Annotated in this window: 19 protein-coding genes; 3 read left to right on the top strand and 16 right to left on the bottom strand. The window is 36.6% G+C overall.

Annotated elements, in window-relative coordinates; all coding sequences use genetic code 11:
- Positions 1-663: 663 nt before the first annotated feature.
- From DCE79_RS11265 to DCE79_RS11330, 15 genes are all read right to left on the bottom strand, one after another.
- On the bottom strand, positions 664-1,047 hold the full coding sequence (locus DCE79_RS11265; RefSeq protein WP_108713143.1) for a hypothetical protein: 384 nt from the start codon (positions 1,045-1,047) through the stop codon (positions 664-666).
- Positions 1,048-1,163: 116 nt separating this feature from the next.
- Positions 1,164-1,640: a hypothetical protein gene (locus tag DCE79_RS11270; RefSeq protein ID WP_108713144.1), complete on the bottom strand. Its 477-nt coding sequence runs from the start codon at positions 1,638-1,640 to the stop codon at positions 1,164-1,166.
- 324 nt (positions 1,641-1,964) lie between these two features.
- On the bottom strand, positions 1,965-3,323 hold the full coding sequence (gene accC, locus DCE79_RS11275; protein ID WP_108713145.1) for an acetyl-CoA carboxylase biotin carboxylase subunit: 1,359 nt from the start codon (positions 3,321-3,323) through the stop codon (positions 1,965-1,967).
- Positions 3,324-3,338: 15 nt separating this feature from the next.
- Positions 3,339-3,836 carry an acetyl-CoA carboxylase biotin carboxyl carrier protein gene (accB, locus tag DCE79_RS11280; RefSeq protein ID WP_108713146.1) on the bottom strand — a complete coding sequence of 166 codons (498 nt, stop codon included), beginning with the start codon at positions 3,834-3,836 and terminating at the stop codon, positions 3,339-3,341.
- Between the two features lie 192 nt (positions 3,837-4,028).
- Positions 4,029-4,565, bottom strand: a complete 537-nt coding sequence (locus DCE79_RS11285) for a SpoIIIAH-like family protein (protein ID WP_108713147.1) — start codon at positions 4,563-4,565, stop codon at positions 4,029-4,031.
- The gene (locus DCE79_RS11290; protein ID WP_108713148.1) at positions 4,562-4,876 is read right to left on the bottom strand and encodes a hypothetical protein; all 315 of its coding nucleotides are present in this window, start codon (positions 4,874-4,876) and stop codon (positions 4,562-4,564) included. Before DCE79_RS11290 ends, DCE79_RS11285 begins: the two co-directional genes overlap by 4 nt.
- A 130-nt stretch (positions 4,877-5,006) precedes the next feature.
- On the bottom strand, positions 5,007-5,141 hold the full coding sequence (locus DCE79_RS18860) for a hypothetical protein (protein WP_255417945.1): 135 nt from the start codon (positions 5,139-5,141) through the stop codon (positions 5,007-5,009).
- On the bottom strand, positions 5,138-6,031 hold the full coding sequence (locus DCE79_RS11295) for a stage III sporulation protein AE (protein ID WP_234417254.1): 894 nt from the start codon (positions 6,029-6,031) through the stop codon (positions 5,138-5,140). The genes DCE79_RS18860 and DCE79_RS11295 overlap by 4 nt, the downstream gene beginning before the upstream one ends.
- Positions 6,032-6,048: 17 nt before the next feature.
- Complete coding sequence (locus DCE79_RS11300) at positions 6,049-6,384, bottom strand: pyruvate formate-lyase (protein WP_234417255.1); 336 nt, start codon at positions 6,382-6,384, stop codon at positions 6,049-6,051.
- Positions 6,385-6,426: 42 nt separating this feature from the next.
- Positions 6,427-6,636, bottom strand: a complete 210-nt coding sequence (locus DCE79_RS11305; RefSeq protein ID WP_108713151.1) for a stage III sporulation protein AC — start codon at positions 6,634-6,636, stop codon at positions 6,427-6,429.
- A gap of 111 nt (positions 6,637-6,747) precedes the next feature.
- Positions 6,748-7,752 (bottom strand): NAD(P)H-dependent flavin oxidoreductase, encoded by a 1,005-nt coding sequence (locus DCE79_RS11310; protein WP_108713152.1) that lies wholly within the window; start codon positions 7,750-7,752, stop codon positions 6,748-6,750.
- Positions 7,753-7,881: 129 nt separating this feature from the next.
- Positions 7,882-8,439, bottom strand: coding sequence for an elongation factor P (gene efp, locus DCE79_RS11315; RefSeq protein WP_108713153.1), 558 nt, complete (start codon positions 8,437-8,439; stop codon positions 7,882-7,884).
- 17 nt (positions 8,440-8,456) lie between these two features.
- On the bottom strand, positions 8,457-9,515 hold the full coding sequence (locus DCE79_RS11320; RefSeq protein WP_108713154.1) for a M24 family metallopeptidase: 1,059 nt from the start codon (positions 9,513-9,515) through the stop codon (positions 8,457-8,459).
- A 13-nt stretch (positions 9,516-9,528) separates the two neighbouring features.
- Positions 9,529-9,969, bottom strand: a complete 441-nt coding sequence (gene aroQ / locus DCE79_RS11325; RefSeq protein WP_108713155.1) for a type II 3-dehydroquinate dehydratase — start codon at positions 9,967-9,969, stop codon at positions 9,529-9,531.
- Between the two features lie 172 nt (positions 9,970-10,141).
- The gene (locus DCE79_RS11330; protein ID WP_108713156.1) at positions 10,142-10,567 is read right to left on the bottom strand and encodes a DNA helicase; all 426 of its coding nucleotides are present in this window, start codon (positions 10,565-10,567) and stop codon (positions 10,142-10,144) included.
- A gap of 138 nt (positions 10,568-10,705) precedes the next feature.
- Here DCE79_RS11330 and DCE79_RS11335 point away from each other — a divergent pair, with 138 nt between their 5' ends.
- The 3 genes from DCE79_RS11335 (at position 10,706) to DCE79_RS11345 (ending at position 15,417) form a co-directional block, all read left to right on the top strand.
- Positions 10,706-11,650 (top strand): DUF1385 domain-containing protein, encoded by a 945-nt coding sequence (locus tag DCE79_RS11335; RefSeq protein WP_108713157.1) that lies wholly within the window; start codon positions 10,706-10,708, stop codon positions 11,648-11,650.
- A gap of 255 nt (positions 11,651-11,905) precedes the next feature.
- Positions 11,906-13,624 carry an ABC transporter ATP-binding protein gene (locus tag DCE79_RS11340; protein WP_108713158.1) on the top strand — a complete coding sequence of 573 codons (1,719 nt, stop codon included), beginning with the start codon at positions 11,906-11,908 and terminating at the stop codon, positions 13,622-13,624.
- On the top strand, positions 13,621-15,417 hold the full coding sequence (locus DCE79_RS11345; RefSeq protein WP_108713159.1) for an ABC transporter ATP-binding protein: 1,797 nt from the start codon (positions 13,621-13,623) through the stop codon (positions 15,415-15,417). The genes DCE79_RS11340 and DCE79_RS11345 overlap by 4 nt, the downstream gene beginning before the upstream one ends.
- 19 nt (positions 15,418-15,436) lie before the next feature.
- Here DCE79_RS11345 and DCE79_RS11350 read toward each other — a convergent pair whose 3' ends face one another.
- The gene (locus DCE79_RS11350) at positions 15,437-16,300 is read right to left on the bottom strand and encodes a CPBP family intramembrane glutamic endopeptidase (RefSeq protein ID WP_108713160.1); all 864 of its coding nucleotides are present in this window, start codon (positions 16,298-16,300) and stop codon (positions 15,437-15,439) included.
- Positions 16,301-16,354: the final 54 nt, after the last annotated feature.

Genomic DNA, 16,354 nt, shown 5'->3' on the forward strand with positions numbered 1-16,354 from the left:
TTCCCAAAGCGACGTTTGGGAAGGTTTATAGTTTTAAAACCAAGTTCACTTAAAAGAATTATTACATTTTCCCTTCTCTTATCCATGTCCAGATTCGAAAACTATTAAAAATGGATACTAAGAAAAGAATAATCATTGCAAATACCCATATACCTAGTCGGTTTATTTCTTGTAAACCTTCTGCATTTAAAGCTACAAAAATCGAAAAAATAATAACCATTAGGTAACAAAAAACATTAGGAATAATCCATACAATTCTTAATTTGGTATTCTTCAATATTTTCACCGCCAATTAAAAATACTTTCATCATTAATTTTAATACAAATATCCAATTTTTGGTTTTATTAATTAAGGTTATCTTAAATCTTATAGTTGGTCTGAATAAAAATACGCACCCAAACCGTCGTTTGGTAACATTTCATTGAGATTCCTATTTATATGTTACAGCCATTCAGAACAAGTGGATCGAACAGTCTTCTTTAAAATTATTTTTCGCAGCGTCTCAGAGCATTATCTAGTGAAAACAGCGACAAATACTGTTAGAACAGTGTTTGTCGCTGTTTGAAATGTTCCCAAGCTGCCTAAGCGAAATAACCGTGTCTAACTTTTAGGGGTCACTTCATGTTGGTAACTTTTATCCTTAATTTCGCATTTCAATAAAGCTACTTATTATTTTTAGGAAAAAATTTAATACAGCTATTTTTATGTTCATTTAAGAATCGTAAATCTTCAATCGTTACTTGCTGTGGATTTATTCGATGTATGTTTTTAAAAGGCACTTTTTCACTGTGCCATATTGACCAAAATTCCACTCGGTTTTGTTCTTCAACATTCCCCTTAATATAGTCAACAAGTTGGTTTAAAAACGTTTCATTCGTATTCCCTCTCACCTTGTAGATATTAGGCTTTTGAATTTGCCCCCCTGCTGCGATAGGAGGACTTTTTCTACAAGGAAGAACTTCAAACTGTTCCCCAAAATGGTATTTTTCTAAAGTTGTAACAGTCGGTAAGGGTTTTTTTGAAGCAAAATAACGATAAAGGCTCACTATATTCCTCTTTCTAAATAGTTTTATTTAAACGTAATATACCAAATAATGTAACTAAATAGAACTGTATAAAATAAATTGCCAACCAAAATAACATTAATAAATTTCATTAAAAACTACTTAACCTGCACCTCAATTTTATAGGGCATTCCTAAATAACGGTATTGTATTGTTACTTTAGAAATCGGTTGTTCATTCAAAATAGTTAGACCATAAATTCTGTCATCTTCATGTACTTGTTTTTTATCTTGTCGTTCATAAATCTCGCCAATTATCGTTCCTTTTTTTATCTTTGTGTCCATTAAACTAAAAAAATTATGTGTAGCTGCTTCTGAAGATGAAAAGTCGTCTGTTACAATGAACCCCTTATCTGGATGCTCAATTTGCATTTTTACTTGTGAGGGTGTCTCTCCATTATTAACATATACTTCAGTAACTTGAATATCATTAAAACCTGTATTTCCTAATCCTATTACAACGGACGTATATTCACCATTACCTGCAATAGTACCGTATTCTAAAGGTGGGGTTATCTTGATCCAAAAGACAATGCCTATCAAGATAACAATCATTAAAACTATAATTTTTTTCACTTCCCTAGTCACCTCCAACTAAATACTATTTCGCTATATATATTCGAAATTCCTTTTAAAACTTAAATCATACCTGTTTCCATTAGTTGAACAGTAGTAATGTTTAGCATTAAAGATAGTTTAGATTTTCTTTATATATGTTTATCTAAAAAAGGCACCTCTCTTGAGCAATTAATAACAACAGATGTACCATCACAATAAAACGTATCACTTCATCAAGACACGAAAAAACCTCCTAATAAAATGAATTATTAGAAGGTAAAAAATTAAGAATCTTAATTTATTGTTTTATTCCCTGTGCTATCCAGAAACCAAAGATTTAGATTACTTGTTAACACCTAAAATATCATTCTCTTCAAGGAATTTCGTGTTGAACTTCGCTGATTTGAATACATCGTTGTTCATAAGTGCTTGGTGGAATGGAATTGTTGTGTTAATCCCAGGACCTGCTACTTCGAACTCAGATAACGCGCGATTCATTTTAGCGATAGCTTCTTCACGAGTGTCCGCGTGAACGATTAATTTTGCGACCATTGAATCGTAATATGGTGGGATTGTGTAACCTGCGTAAACAGCAGAATCTACACGTACGCCGTAGCCACCAGGAACCACGTAAGTTTCTACTGTACCCGCTGAAGGCATAAAGTTTTTGTATGCATTTTCAGCGTTGATACGGCATTCCATTGCCCAACCATTGATCTTAATATCTTCTTGTTTGAATGGTAATTCAGCACCAGAAGCGATTTTTAATTGTTGTTGAACAATATCTACACCTGTAATCATTTCAGTTACTGGGTGTTCTACTTGTACACGTGTGTTCATTTCCATGAAGTAGAATTTATCTTGTTGGTAATCATAGATGAACTCGATTGTCCCTGCACCCTCGTAATTACAAGCTTTTGCTGCTTTCACTGCTGCTTCGCCCATTTCAGCACGACGCTCTTCAGATAAAGCTGGAGATGGTGCTTCTTCGACAAGCTTTTGCATACGGCGTTGTACCGTACAGTCACGCTCACCTAAGTGAACGACATTGCCGTGGCCATCTGCTAACACTTGAATTTCACAGTGACGGAAGTACTCGATAAATTTCTCTAAATATACACCAGGGTTACCGAATGCCGCTGCTGCTTCTTTTTGCGTAATTTCAATGCCTTTTACAAGCTCTTCTTCTGTACGTGCAACACGGATCCCTTTACCACCACCACCTGCTGTTGCTTTGATGATGACTGGGTAACCGATTTTTGCTGCCCACTGTTTACCTGTTTCGATATCAGGCACAATACCTGTACCAGGAACTAAAGGTACGTTTGCTGCTTCCATTGTGTCGCGAGCAACGTCTTTAATACCCATTATTTTAATCGCATCCGATGAAGGACCGATAAATTTAATCCCTGCATTTTCACAGCTTTCCGCAAATGCTGCGTTTTCCGCTAAGAAACCGTAACCTGGGTGAATGCCGTCAACACCTGTTTTTTGCGCTACGCCTAAAATGGCCGGGAAACTTAAATACGAATCTTTTGATAATTTAGGACCGATGCAATAGGCTTCGTCAGCTAATTTAACATGTAACGCTTCTGCGTCAGCTTCAGAGTATACTGCAACAGTTTGAATACCTAGCTCTTTACATGCACGGATAATACGTACAGCAATTTCGCCTCGGTTTGCAATTAATACTTTTTTCATAGTTAGTAGCACTCCTTATTCAGCTTTTACTAGGAATAGAGGTTGACCGTATTCTACTAATTGGCCATCTTTCACTAATACTTCAACGATTTCACCTTTAATTTCAGCTTCAATTTCGTTGAATAATTTCATTGCTTCAACGATACATACGATTGATTCGTCGCCTACTTTATCGCCCACTTTTACGAAAGCTGGTGATTCTGGATTTGGAGATTGATAGAATGTACCGACCATTGGCGAAGTGATTTTATGTAGTTCAGCTGTATCTGCTACTGGTGCTACCGGTGCAGGAGCTTCTACTTTTGGAGTTGGTGCTGGTGCTGCTGGAGCTACTGGTGCTGCCACTACTGGAGCTGGTGTTGCTTCTACGAAATTTTTAGGAGCTACTACTTGCGTAACCCCGCCATTTTTCTTTAATTTTACTTTTGCCCCATCTGCTTCATATACGAACTCATCAATTGAAGAAGCATCTACTAATTTGATAATTTCACGGATTTCTTGAACTTTGAACATTCTTAACTCTCCCTTGTAAAAAAAGTTTAATACTACAAATCCTATTTTATAATTTTTCCGACTATTATGAAATACTTTATTTCATTTTAAATAAAAATGAGCACAAATCAGAACAAAACTATATTAAAACAAAGAATTTTAGGGGATTCTGCTATATAACACAATTGGAGTTTTACATATTCAAGCCATTTTTTAATTAAAAGGTTGTACATCCACGCTTACAACCACATTTTCATCCATTTCTGAGCGGATTATATACACAATTTCATTAACCTGTTGTTTCGACACTTCGTCTGACATAATTGACACCGCTACTTTTTCATCCTCAATTCGAACTAGGGCATCTGAGTAATTCATTGACTTTATTAACATTTCTAACATCGCTTCAGACGATTCGCGTTTGATGAGCTTATCCATTTCATCAAATGCCGCATTTTTTTCTTCTGCCGATAACTGTGCGGATGCAATCTTTTGAGTTAATTGCTCGCGTAATTGACTCCGTTTATTATCCAATTCCAAACGAATTTCTTGAAATAAGTCACTCTCTGAATTGACTGGTTGCGTTGTACTTTGATTCACTCCGACAATTTCCGTATTGTCTAGTGCATCATCTGTAAAAATTGCCATAAAATTAGGTCCTTGCTTATCATTAAAAACATAATATACGGAAATTACCGCAATTAAGCTGACGAATGTTAACAACCATACTGTTCTTTTTTTCACCTTCACTTGCCTTCCTCCTTTAATTGCATCGGGACGATTTGAATACGATGTGATGGAATTTGCAGAACGTTACCAACCGCCTCTTTTAGTAAGCTTTTTACATGCGCGTTATGTGCACCTTCTGCCACAATGATAACACCAGATAATTGTTGCTGTTGTGAGACTGCTAAAAAACCATTGTTTGTAGCCGATTTTTCATAATGAAAATATACTTGTACTTGTCCGACTGAATGAATTTCACTTAGGAGATTTGCTAACTGCTGTTCATCTGTCAGTTTGCTCGGCTGATTGAAATTTCCCGCGAAAACAAATAGCATGCTTAATGCTATGAAAATGATGCCCCCTATGAGAAGGAGCGGTCGGTTTGCATTCCTCTTTTCCACATAGTTACGTTATACGCCACCTTTACTTCGTTTTTTTACACAATGTATGTGCCACTCAACTTTTTTATGCAAATAATGAAACAATGTAGCTCGATACCGTCAAATACAGTGCAAGTTTCACGTAGGATTGCCATTCCTTTTCCTCTGTGAACATCAATAAGCTACTACCCAGCATCACAATTAAAAAAATTTCAATCATGAAGATCCTCCTAATGATAATTGTGTAAACACGATGCATAGTAAAACGATAAATACGATGGAAAAGCCAAGTAACAAGGCAACCGCGCAAAGTACTAGCAATGTTTTGCCGACATCATCAAACAAACTGCTCATTCGCGTATTAGAAAATGGTTCAACAAACGCACCAATCACTTTAAATAGAAGTGCATGTAACAATAAAACAATCGCTGGATAAAATGCCGCCGTCCAAACGACCGTTAAAAAACCAAGTCCTACAACACTAGAAACCGTTGATTGTGTTTTTTGGAAAAAGGAGAGTCCTTCAACGATTAAGTTCCCAATAAGCGGAATATTCGATTCGATCAGTTTTTTTATAGGCGATTTAACTGCTTCATTTAATTGAAAAAATGCGACTCCTGAAAATGTTAAGATTGAGGTTAACGCGATTACGGCTGCTAAAATAATACTTAACACCGACGTACGTAATAATTCTGCAGCTTTCGAAAATGAAATGGCTGGATAAATTTTTGTACAAACGTCTAAAAATAATGCGCACAGTAACGTTGGTATTAATAACTTTGTAGAAATGAATAGGATGGCTTGTATGAGAAAAATAATAATCGGATTCCATGCAAGGATTGTAAATATATTCTGTATGGCGATTAGTAGCAGGGTAATAACGGGTATCACCGCAATATAAAAATGTTGTAACACTTGGATTAATTCATAGAGTACGACAAATGCATCGATAACTTTTTGGGCAAAAATTACGATAAATATATAAATAAATAGTTGTTCGATGATCATCGATTGCTGTGGAATGAGCGCAATAAGAAGTAAATAAAAAAGGATATAAAGTGCGGCATACAGAAATGATGTAACAAGCGAATTTATGGGTTCGGAAAACATTGACAAGAAAACATCCATTACATAAACCTTTCTAGCAAGTTTACGAGCGTTTGAAATGCTGGTTGTAAAATTTTTAGCCAATATGAAACGACTGTAATACGAATGGAAAGCTTCACCACAGTGGCAATCGCTTCATACTCAAATTGGTCAAGCAATGCACAAATCATTTCTCCTATGACGAATAGAAAGGCAGTAAATAATAGGCTTTTGCTGTACGGCACAGCTTGAAATACATTGCTTAACTGTTGCCATAAAGGAATAAGCTGCCCCATCATGACAAACTGCATCAAAATAAAGAAGAGAATCACTAGAATAATTGGATGCAGCTTGTCCATTGATTGTTTCAATAGCAATAACAAAAGCAAAAAGATTATGCTCGCAAATGCTATTGTCATTTAACTAATGGCCGTTAACCATTGGAAAAATACAACAATTTCCTGGAAAAACAGCCTTAAAAACCTTATAAGCTCCACCGTCATGTAAAGATACGCAACAAAAAATAAAAAAAATGAAAACTCTTTTTTTCCGATTTGCTCAAAAAAGATATGAAGAAGTGCTATTACTAAGCCAACACCCGCCACTCGAAGCACATCTTGCAACTCCAATAAAGCCCTCCTCCCTTACCAAACTGTATGCACACGCATGGTCATTCATCACACGAAACATAAAAAAACGCATAAATGATTGAATTCATTCATGCGTTTTGTTTAAACAAATTATTTTAATAAGTTATCTACAATTTCTTGCACGGAAGCAGCTTTTGCTAAATAGCTATTTTCGCCCATCCATAGTGATAAATATTCAGGTTTATTTTGCTTAGCACTTTCTTGACGAATTTGAAGTGTTAAATAATGCTGTAACGGATATGGGGCTACTACTGCTTCTTGTAATTTTTCAGTAAATTTATTTTTTAATCCGCGCGCATATTTACCTGTGAACGCACGTGTTAATGTTGTTGCTTTTTCTTCGGATTGTAAAATCGCATTTTTATGTACATTACTCGCTCCACATTCATGAGCCGTTAATAGTACGGTCCCAATTTGAACCATACTTGCACCTAGGTTAAACATTTCCTGAACGTGTTCAGAAGTCATAATTCCCCCTGTTGCAATTACAGGAATCTTCACAGTTTCCGCAACTTGCTTCACCAATTCGTGTGTTGGAATTAACTCCATTGGCTCTGTAAATGACCCACGGTGCCCACCTGCTTCATTCCCTTGTACAACGACTGCATCAAAGCCAGCTTCTTCAACTGCAAGCGCTTCCGCAACTGTCGTTGAAGTACCGATTAATAAAATGTTATGTGCTTTTAATCGTGCGATCGTTTCTTTTTCAGGAATACCAAATGTAAACGAAACTATTTTCACTTGTTCATCAATTACAGCTTGAACTTGCCCTTCAAATACTTCGCCTGAAATGACACGCTGCGTATTCGGAATCCCTAATTCTTCATAAATCGGTTGCAGCGCTACACGCGCATTTTGCAATACATTTATATCAATTCGAGGTTCCTCTTGAATGAATAAGTTCACGCTAAATGGTTTATTCGTTAATTTTTTTACATCTTGAATAAATTTTCTTGTTTGTTCACCATTTAAATAACCTGCGCCAATTGAACCTAATACCCCCGCATCACTACATGCAGCAACAAATTCTGGGGTTGTAATGCCTGCCATTGGTGCTTGAATTATTGGCTTTTCAACTGCTAATTTTTTAATCACAACGTTCACTCCCTTTCTTTGATTATACTGAATCTTTTCCTTGTATGGATATAATTTGTAAATAATTTTTATTAAAAAAGGCAAGAATGCTGTAAAACAACATTCCTGCCTTTTCAATAGAACTAAAGATTACGCACGTGAAACGTATGATCCTTCAGTTGTGTTAATGATTAATTTGTCGCCTTCATTTACGAAGAATGGAACGTTAACCATTAAGCCAGTTTCCATTTTCGCTGGTTTTGTACCGCCTGAAGCTGTATCACCTTTGATACCTGGTTCAGTATCAGCAACTGTTAATACTACTGTGTTTGGTAATTCGATACCGATTAATTCACCTTGGAATGATTGGATGTGAAGTTCCATGTTTTCTAAAAGGTATAATAATTCGTCTTTGATTTGAGCTTCTGCTAAAGTTGTTTGATCATAAGACTCCATATCCATGAATACATGTTCGTCACCTTGTGCATATAAATATTGCATTTTGCGGTTTTCGATCATTGCTTTTTCTACTTTTTCACCAGCGCGGAACGTTTTTTCTGTTACGTTACCGTTACGTAGGTTACGTAATTTCGAACGTACGAATGCAGCACCTTTACCTGGTTTAACGTGTTGGAATTCTAATACGCGGAATAAGTTACCTTCAACGATAATTGTTAAACCCGTACGGAAATCATTTACTGAGATCATTTGTTATTTCCTCCAAATTATAAAATAATTAATTGTTTTGCCGAATGTGTTAATACTTCATTACCCGTTTCAGTGATTAAAATATCGTCCTCAATTCGAACGCCACCAATTCCAGGAATGTAGACACCTGGTTCAATTGTTACAACCATATTTGGTTCTAACACCGTTTCAGAACGGAATGATAATCCAGGGCCTTCATGCACTTCTAAACCGATACCATGACCTGTTGAGTGGCCAAATGCTTCGCCTAAGCCTTTTGATTTTAAATAATCACGAGCTACGGCATCTGCTTGGATACCCGTCATGCCAGGTCCTACTTTTTCTAGTGCTAAAGCCTGCGACTCTTGCACAGCATTGTACATTTCTACTAACTTATCTGAAGGTTGTCCTACCGCGATTGTGCGTGTCATATCCGAAATGTATCCATTATAATAAGCACCAAAATCAAGCGTTACAAAATCACCTGTTTCAATGACCTTCTCCGTAGCAACTCCATGTGGGAACGCAGAACGTAATCCACTTGCGACGATTGTGTCAAAAGATGAGCTTGTAGCACCTTGTTTACGCATGAAAAATTCTAATTCATTCGAAACTTCAAGTTCTGTTTTACCAGGCTTGATAAAGTCTAAAATATGTGTAAATGCATTGTCTGCAATTTCACATGCAACCTTAATAATATTAATCTCTTCTGGTGTCTTAATCAAGCGAATTTTTTCAATTAGACCCGAAACAGGTACAAAATCAGCATTTACTGCCGCTTTATACACTTCATATGTGCCATAATGCATCGCATCTTTTTCAAATCCGATTGTTTTAACACCCATTGATGCCGCTTGTTTTGCCACTTCTTCAAAAATCGTTCCTTTATGTTCTACAATACGGAAATCTTTAACTTGTTCAGCAGCTTGCTCTGTATAACGGAAGTCTGTAATAAACACCGCATCATTTTGAGAAACGATTGCTACACCTGAAGTACCAGTGAAGCCTGTCATGTAACGACGATTGTATTCATTTGTAATTAATAATGCATCGATTTTATTATCAATTAATGCTTGACGTAATTTAGCTAATTTCATGTTATTTACCACCTTATCGTTTTTCTAAAAATTTCATTAACGCTAATTCGTAGCCCATAGTACCTAACCCAGTAATTTGACCAATACAGTTTTGTACAATATAGGAATGATGGCGAAATTCTTCACGATTATGAATATTTGTTATATGTACTTCAATAAACGGTACTTTTACAGAAGCAGCAGCTACAGCATCTCTTAATGCAATACTCGTATGAGAAAATGCACCTGGATTAAATACAATGCCAGCCACTCCTGAATCCTCTGCTTCAAATATCCAATCTATTAATTCACCTTCATGATTGGATTGAAGTGATACTACTTCCACTCCGTATGGCTCTGCTACTTTTCTACATTTCGTCAAAATATCATCTAAGCTTTCATAGCCATATTTTTCAGGCTCACGAATTCCTAAACGGTTCAAGTTCGGTCCATTCAATAGTATATATTTTTCCATAATAACCATCTACTCTCTAAAATTTTATTAATATTATTTTAACACATACGCCAGAGTGAGTGATTAATTATTTATTTAGTCGAAAAATTTCAGAAACATTTGTCGCAGTTTATTTTTCGTTCAAAAATTAAGGTCAATCACTCGTTTTGCATTCAATTATTATTTTAACACATTAGTTTTTAACCGCTTTATTTTCTTTAACAGTTTGAGTGTTGTATTGAGCAGTTTCCGCCACGAAACGTAATGCAATTAGAACAATGACAACAAACGGAATCGAAATTTCTTTCACTGACGACCATTTTAATGACAGATTTAAAACTTCCCACTCGATTGCAACGGAAATTATTATTCCAAGAATGAGTGAAAAGACAAGTGGCGATTTTCCAAGAATCGTTACAGAGATAAAATATAAAATGACCGCTGCAACAGATAAAATTAAAAATAGGACAAACCATTTTTCAAACGTACTCCATTCCATGTAAGTAACATTCTTTAAAAAACTTATTGGATTCCATGTAATTAAATGAAATACATGCAGAAACTTCAGACTAACTGTTAAAAACAAGGCAACCGCAATTGCTGTAACAAAAACATACATGCTCAAAATCTCCCCTTTTTTCCTCATTGTTGCCAATATTAAAAAAAGGTATGCGAATCCATAGTTCTTTTTCCAAAAAAATAGTACAATAGCATAGTTAATATTTAGAAACTATTTACAGAGAGTGGTGTACAACAAGTGAGTAACAATACGCCGGTTTACGGAGGGCAAGCACTTATAGAGGGTGTTATGTTCGCAGGAAAAGATCATATGGTAACGGCCGTTCGACGTAACGACGATTCCATTGAATATTTCCACGTAGAAAAAGAGAAAAAACCAATTTATCAAAAACTGAAGAAAATTCCGTTCGTTCGCGGTGTAGTTGCATTACTTGAATCTGCGGGTGTTGGTTCGCGCCATTTACAATTTGCTTCAGAGCGTTATCAGGTCGACCCTGGTGATGAGCTTATTGAAGATGAGGAAGAAGAAGAGCCATCGAAACTGAAGATAGTTTTAGGTGTTGCAGCACTCGGCGTACTCTCGTTCTTATTTGGGAAATTCGTCTTTACTTTAGTTCCAATGTTTTTAGCAGAATTTTTAAAACCTTGGTTCCCAGGTAGGATCGTTCAAGTATTGATTGAAACAGGCTTCAAGCTTATTTTGCTCTTAACATATTTACAAATCATCACAATGACACCACTTATTAAACGTGTGTTCCAATATCACGGAGCCGAGCATAAAGTGATTAACTGTTATGAAAACGGCTTAGAGTTAACGGTTGAAAACGTGCAAAAACAATCACGTCTACATTACCGCTGCGGTTCAAGCTTTATTTTATTCACAGTAATCGTTAGTTGCTGTACTTATTTCTTCATTCCAGTAGATCCACTTTGGTTACGTTTAGTGAGTCGTATTTGCTTAATCCCTGTTGTTATTGGCATTTCTTTTGAAGTATTACAAGCTACAAACTCTGTACGCGGGATTCCGGTACTACGTTTCTTAGGCTATCCAGGTCTTTGGCTACAATTGTTAACTACAAAAGATCCAAAAGATGATATGGTCGAAGTCGCAATCGCTTCATTCAAAAAATTACATGAAGTCGAGAAAAACCCAGAAATCGCTTCAACAATGGTACATGACTAAACTTTAAATCTATAAAGCTATGTATACGAATTATCGTATGCATAGCTTTTTTCTTTTGAATGAGATTTTTAGTCTACTAAATTTAAGAAATTAAAGAACTTCACTAATATGAACCCATTATATTTAGTCTCTCGAAGTATTTTTATTGAGTTCTCAATGTCGAAATGGCATAATAAAGAGAATCTTCAAATAAATCAAAAGTAGCTCGTTTATTCAAATTAACGCTACAAAACAAAACTTCTTAGGAGAAAACGCATGAAAACAGTATTTCAATTTGTAAAACGCTATAAAGTGACGGCTATTCTTGCTCTTTTATTCATGTTATTAGAGCTCGCCTTTGAACTCATTCAACCAATTTTTATGGCCAATATGATTAACAAAGGCTTACTTACTGAAAACTTACATAATGTGGCGTTTTGGGGTGGATGCCTATTTGTACTTACCCTTTTTTCATTTATCAGTGGTATATTTAACTCCTTTTTCTCATCACATGTTGCACAAAGCTTTGCATTTGATTTGCGAAAAGCCTTGTATGCAAAAATCCAATCCTTAACGATGGCGACGTATTTGACGTTTCCCACTTCAGCTCTTATTACGCGCTTAACAAGTGACGTCAGCCAAGTGTCATCCATTGTCTTCATGTTACTGCGCATTGCGATGAAAGCTCCGTTATTGGCAGTTGGATCCCTTGCGATGGCATTTTTCGTAAATGCTAAAATGGCACTCATTTTATGTGTCAGTTTGCCGTTTTCAATCGTATTCCTTGTATGGATGGTTTCCATTGGCATTAAGCTTTTCGCACGCGTTCAAACACGACTAGATGCCGTAAATAGACAACTTCAAGAAGGTTTACAGGCAGTCCGCTTAATAAAAGCATATATGCGCGGGCAGTACGAAGAAAGTCGTTTCCAAACGGTTGCTGAAAATTTAAAGCTTGATACGACCAAAGCAACGCGCATTATGGAAATTGCACTACCTGTTTTACAATTTGTCATGAATGTTAGCTTACTCGTTGTCATTTGGGTTGGTGCACAGCTGATTGACACAAATGGTATCCTTGTCGGGGATTTAGCAGCTATTGTTAACTATGCGTTCCGAATTACCGCTGCATTTTCAATGTTCTCATTCATCATTATTGCTTACGCTCGTGCAAAAGCATCCGCCGAACGTATAGAATCAATCTTATTAATCGATGAAGGAACAGAGGAAGTAGCGCAGAACACATCCCCTATTTTAGAAAAGTTCGCTATTCGTTTTGAGGATGTTTCATTCCAATATCCTGGGACGGCTAGTAACACATTAAATGGTCTATCCTTTTCCATTGCATCCAATGAAAAAATTGCGATTATGGGGGCAACAGGCTCTGGAAAGTCCACCATTTTACAGCTTGTCGAGCATTTTTATGATGCGACGTATGGTGAAATTTATATTAATGAAACGAATATTAAAGAGATTCCACTTCAACAATTACGGAACTCGATTGCCTATGTCCCGCAGCAATCCTTACTTTTCTCTGGAACGATTTTAGACAATTTACGTTGGGGGCAAAAAGACGCTACATTTGAAATGATGATTGAAGCGACGAAAAAAGCACAAATTCACCATGCCATCGAAGCGTTTGATCTAGGATATGCAACGATGATTGGACAAAAAGGTGTCAATTTATCGGGTGGTCAAAAGCAACGTTTAGCGATTGCACGTGCCCTGTTAAAAAAATCATCGCTGCTTATTTTAGATGACAGCACATCCGCACTTGATGTAGCGACAGAAAAACGTCTTTGGGAATCGTTAGACGCGGAACAAATGACGATGCTTGTTGTTACACAAAAAATTCACACAGCCAAAACAGCAGACCGTATTTTATTAATTGATGAAGGAAAAATTCATGGATTCGGTACACATGATGAATTAGTACAAACAAATGAGCTGTACCAACAAATTGTCACTTCACAACAGGAGGTGCAGACGTCGTGAAAATTTTTGACTACGAACCCCTCATTACGAAAGAACAAATAAAAAAAGCGAGTGGGAAAAAGAAAAAAGGAGCACGTGCTGAAAACTGGAAATTTACGTTAAAGCGCATCTTAGATTTTGTTGCCGAACAAAAAACGCTATTAATTGTTGTACTCTTACTCGTTGTTGCAAGTTCTGCACTAGCATTAATCGGACCATTTATGATTGGTCGTCTGCTTGATAAATTTATTGAAGGTGGTACATTTACTGAACTGGATACATGGCTATATATACTAGTAGGCGTCTATTTCTTATACGGAATAGCAAGTTACTTCCAAAACTTCTGGATGGTTAGCATCGCGCAGCAAACTGTTTTACGCATCCGTACAAGCCTGTATGCGCATTTCTTTAAATTACCGCTACGCTTTTTTGATAAACGAAAACACGGCGAACTAATGAGCCGCGCGACAAATGATATGGAAACTATTAGTTCTACATTGAATAGTGCATTCATTCAGGTCGTTTCCAGTATTTTAACGTTAACGGGAACAATTGGTGTCATGTTGTTTTTAAGCCCTACCCTAACGCTTATTACGCTGATTATTGTACCCCTTATGTTTTACGGAATGCGCTGGATTACGAAGCGTACAAGCTTGTTATTCAAAGAACAGCAAGCTGCCATTGGCGAAATGAATGGTTTAATTGAAGAATCGATTACTGGTCAGCATGTTGTGAAAGCATTCTCTCAAGAAAGCGAAATGCTACGCCAATTTGAAGAAAAAAATAAACGTATTCGAACAGCGGGATTTTGGTCGTTAACGTATTCAGGGTTTATCCCAAAAGTGATGAATACCTTAAACAGTTTAAGTTTTGCCATCGTAGCGTTTGTTGGTGGTTTACTTGCCTATTACGGCCATATTTCAATTGGTACGATTGTCATTTTCACAGAATATGCCCGTCAATTTACACGTCCGCTGAATGATTTAGCAAACCAGTTTAATACCGTGTTATCAGCACTCGCTGGGGCGGAACGTGTCTTTTTAATTTTAGATGAAAAAGAAGACACCATTACCGGTGAAAATGCGGCGTTAAAGGGCAATGTTGCATTTGATAATGTTTCGTTCCAATACGATACAGATGCATTAAGCCCTACCTTATCCAATGTTTCGTTTAATGTCGAAGCTGGTCAATCCGTAGCACTCATCGGGCAAACCGGAGCTGGAAAAACAACGATTATGCAGCTATTAACGGGACTTTATGAAAAAACAGATGGTGCTATTTTATTTGATGGTAAGCCGATTGAACAAATTTCAAAAGCTACGTTACGGGAACAAATGGCATTCGTATTGCAAGATCCATTCCTATTTGAAATGTCGATTAAAGATAATATTCGCTACGGTCGTTTAAATGCGACAGATGAAGAAATTGTGGAAGCGTCGAAAAAGGCTAATGCACATACATTCATCGAAAAGCTTCCTGACAAATACGATACCATTTTATCTTCAGATGGTACTCAAATTTCACAAGGTCAAAAGCAGCTTATCTCCATCGCACGTGCTTTTGTGGCCAATCCGAAAATTTTACTACTAGATGAAGCAACAAGTAGCATTGATACGGTGACCGAATTACACATCCAAGCCGCGCTCGAAAAGCTATTGGAAAACCGCACGAGCTTTATCATCGCCCACCGTTTAAATACGATCCGTAAAGTCGATTACGTCATTGTTTTAAATCAGGGGAAAATTGTTGAACAAGGACCAAGACAGCAGCTTGTAGAACAGCAAGGTGTGTTTGGACAAATGCTCAGCGTATAAGAAAAACGTCGAACTACCATTATTCAACTGGCAGTTCGACGTTTTTTGTTTGCACTGAAAGCGCGCGGAAATGTTTATAATTCTTGATAAGTAGGATGAGGGCTGAAAGGAAAAAGACCAGAAAAATGATTCCACTAATATAAAGCTCCGTTTGAACGGCTTGCTTTTCAGGTAAGTTAAGTGAACCAGTACTTTGATTGGCTATGCAATATTGGATAAAGGCCAAGAAGTTACTAAAACTATGTAAAAGCATAGGAACAATAATTGATTTTGTTTTTAAGTAGGCGTAGCCCAACACGCAACCTAAGCCAAACGCGAATAGCATATTGAGTGGATTGATATGAATGATTCCAAATAGTAACGACGAAATGATAATACTTTTTTGCGGACTCCATTTCAGTGTAAAGCGTCTAAGGAGCACACCACGGAAAAATAATTCTTCCCATATAGGGGCTAAAATACAAATATTAATAAAAAACAAAACATAAACAATAAGCGGCATGTTTGGCACGACTTCGGATATTGGGAATAAAAATAATAGATTGCGAATTTGTTCTTCAAACAGCAGAAATAACAAAGATATGCTCATAGTACCTAACGAAACAGCAGAAATTTGAATAAATGCCGTTAATGATAAAAACCTACCCCATCGTCCTTTCGTCATCGCCTCCTTCACCGACTGCTCATTGTATGTGATTTTCCATTTTTTCGTTTGATACAGCACGTAAAATAGGCAGCAAAGTGAAAGTCCGAGTGTTATCCAATCGCCTATTCCAGTTACTTCAAATAAAGACATAGAAAAAAAGATGGATACAAAAAAGCATAGAACAAAGAAGAGTAAAAAATAACGCGCTTTAAAGTTTTTTAATACCGTATAATCCATTTTTTCACCTCTGTTTATAGCGTAACATGAAACACGCCAATAAATAAATGAAAT

This window comes from Lysinibacillus sp. 2017 (assembly GCF_003073375.1).
Taxonomy (GTDB): Bacteria; Bacillota; Bacilli; order Bacillales_A; family Planococcaceae; genus Solibacillus.

Coding starts and splice junctions, on each gene's coding strand:
- DCE79_RS18860 (WP_255417945.1), bottom strand. CDS start 5,141: ATGATTGAAATTTTTTTAATTGTGATGCTGGGTAGTAGCTTATTGATG.
- efp (WP_108713153.1), bottom strand. CDS start 8,439: ATGATCTCAGTAAATGATTTCCGTACGGGTTTAACAATTATCGTTGAA.
- DCE79_RS11320 (WP_108713154.1), bottom strand. CDS start 9,515: ATGAAATTAGCTAAATTACGTCAAGCATTAATTGATAATAAAATCGAT.
- accB (WP_108713146.1), bottom strand. CDS start 3,836: ATGTTCAAAGTTCAAGAAATCCGTGAAATTATCAAATTAGTAGATGCT.
- DCE79_RS11340 (WP_108713158.1), top strand. CDS start 11,906: ATGAAAACAGTATTTCAATTTGTAAAACGCTATAAAGTGACGGCTATT.
- accC (WP_108713145.1), bottom strand. CDS start 3,323: ATGAAAAAAGTATTAATTGCAAACCGAGGCGAAATTGCTGTACGTATT.
- DCE79_RS11290 (WP_108713148.1), bottom strand. CDS start 4,876: ATGCTATTTGTTTTCGCGGGAAATTTCAATCAGCCGAGCAAACTGACA.
- DCE79_RS11330 (WP_108713156.1), bottom strand. CDS start 10,567: ATGTATGTTTTTGTTACAGCAATTGCGGTTGCCTTGTTTTTAACAGTT.
- aroQ (WP_108713155.1), bottom strand. CDS start 9,969: ATGGAAAAATATATACTATTGAATGGACCGAACTTGAACCGTTTAGGA.
- DCE79_RS11295 (WP_234417254.1), bottom strand. CDS start 6,031: ATGTTTTCCGAACCCATAAATTCGCTTGTTACATCATTTCTGTATGCC.
- DCE79_RS11350 (WP_108713160.1), bottom strand. CDS start 16,300: ATGGATTATACGGTATTAAAAAACTTTAAAGCGCGTTATTTTTTACTC.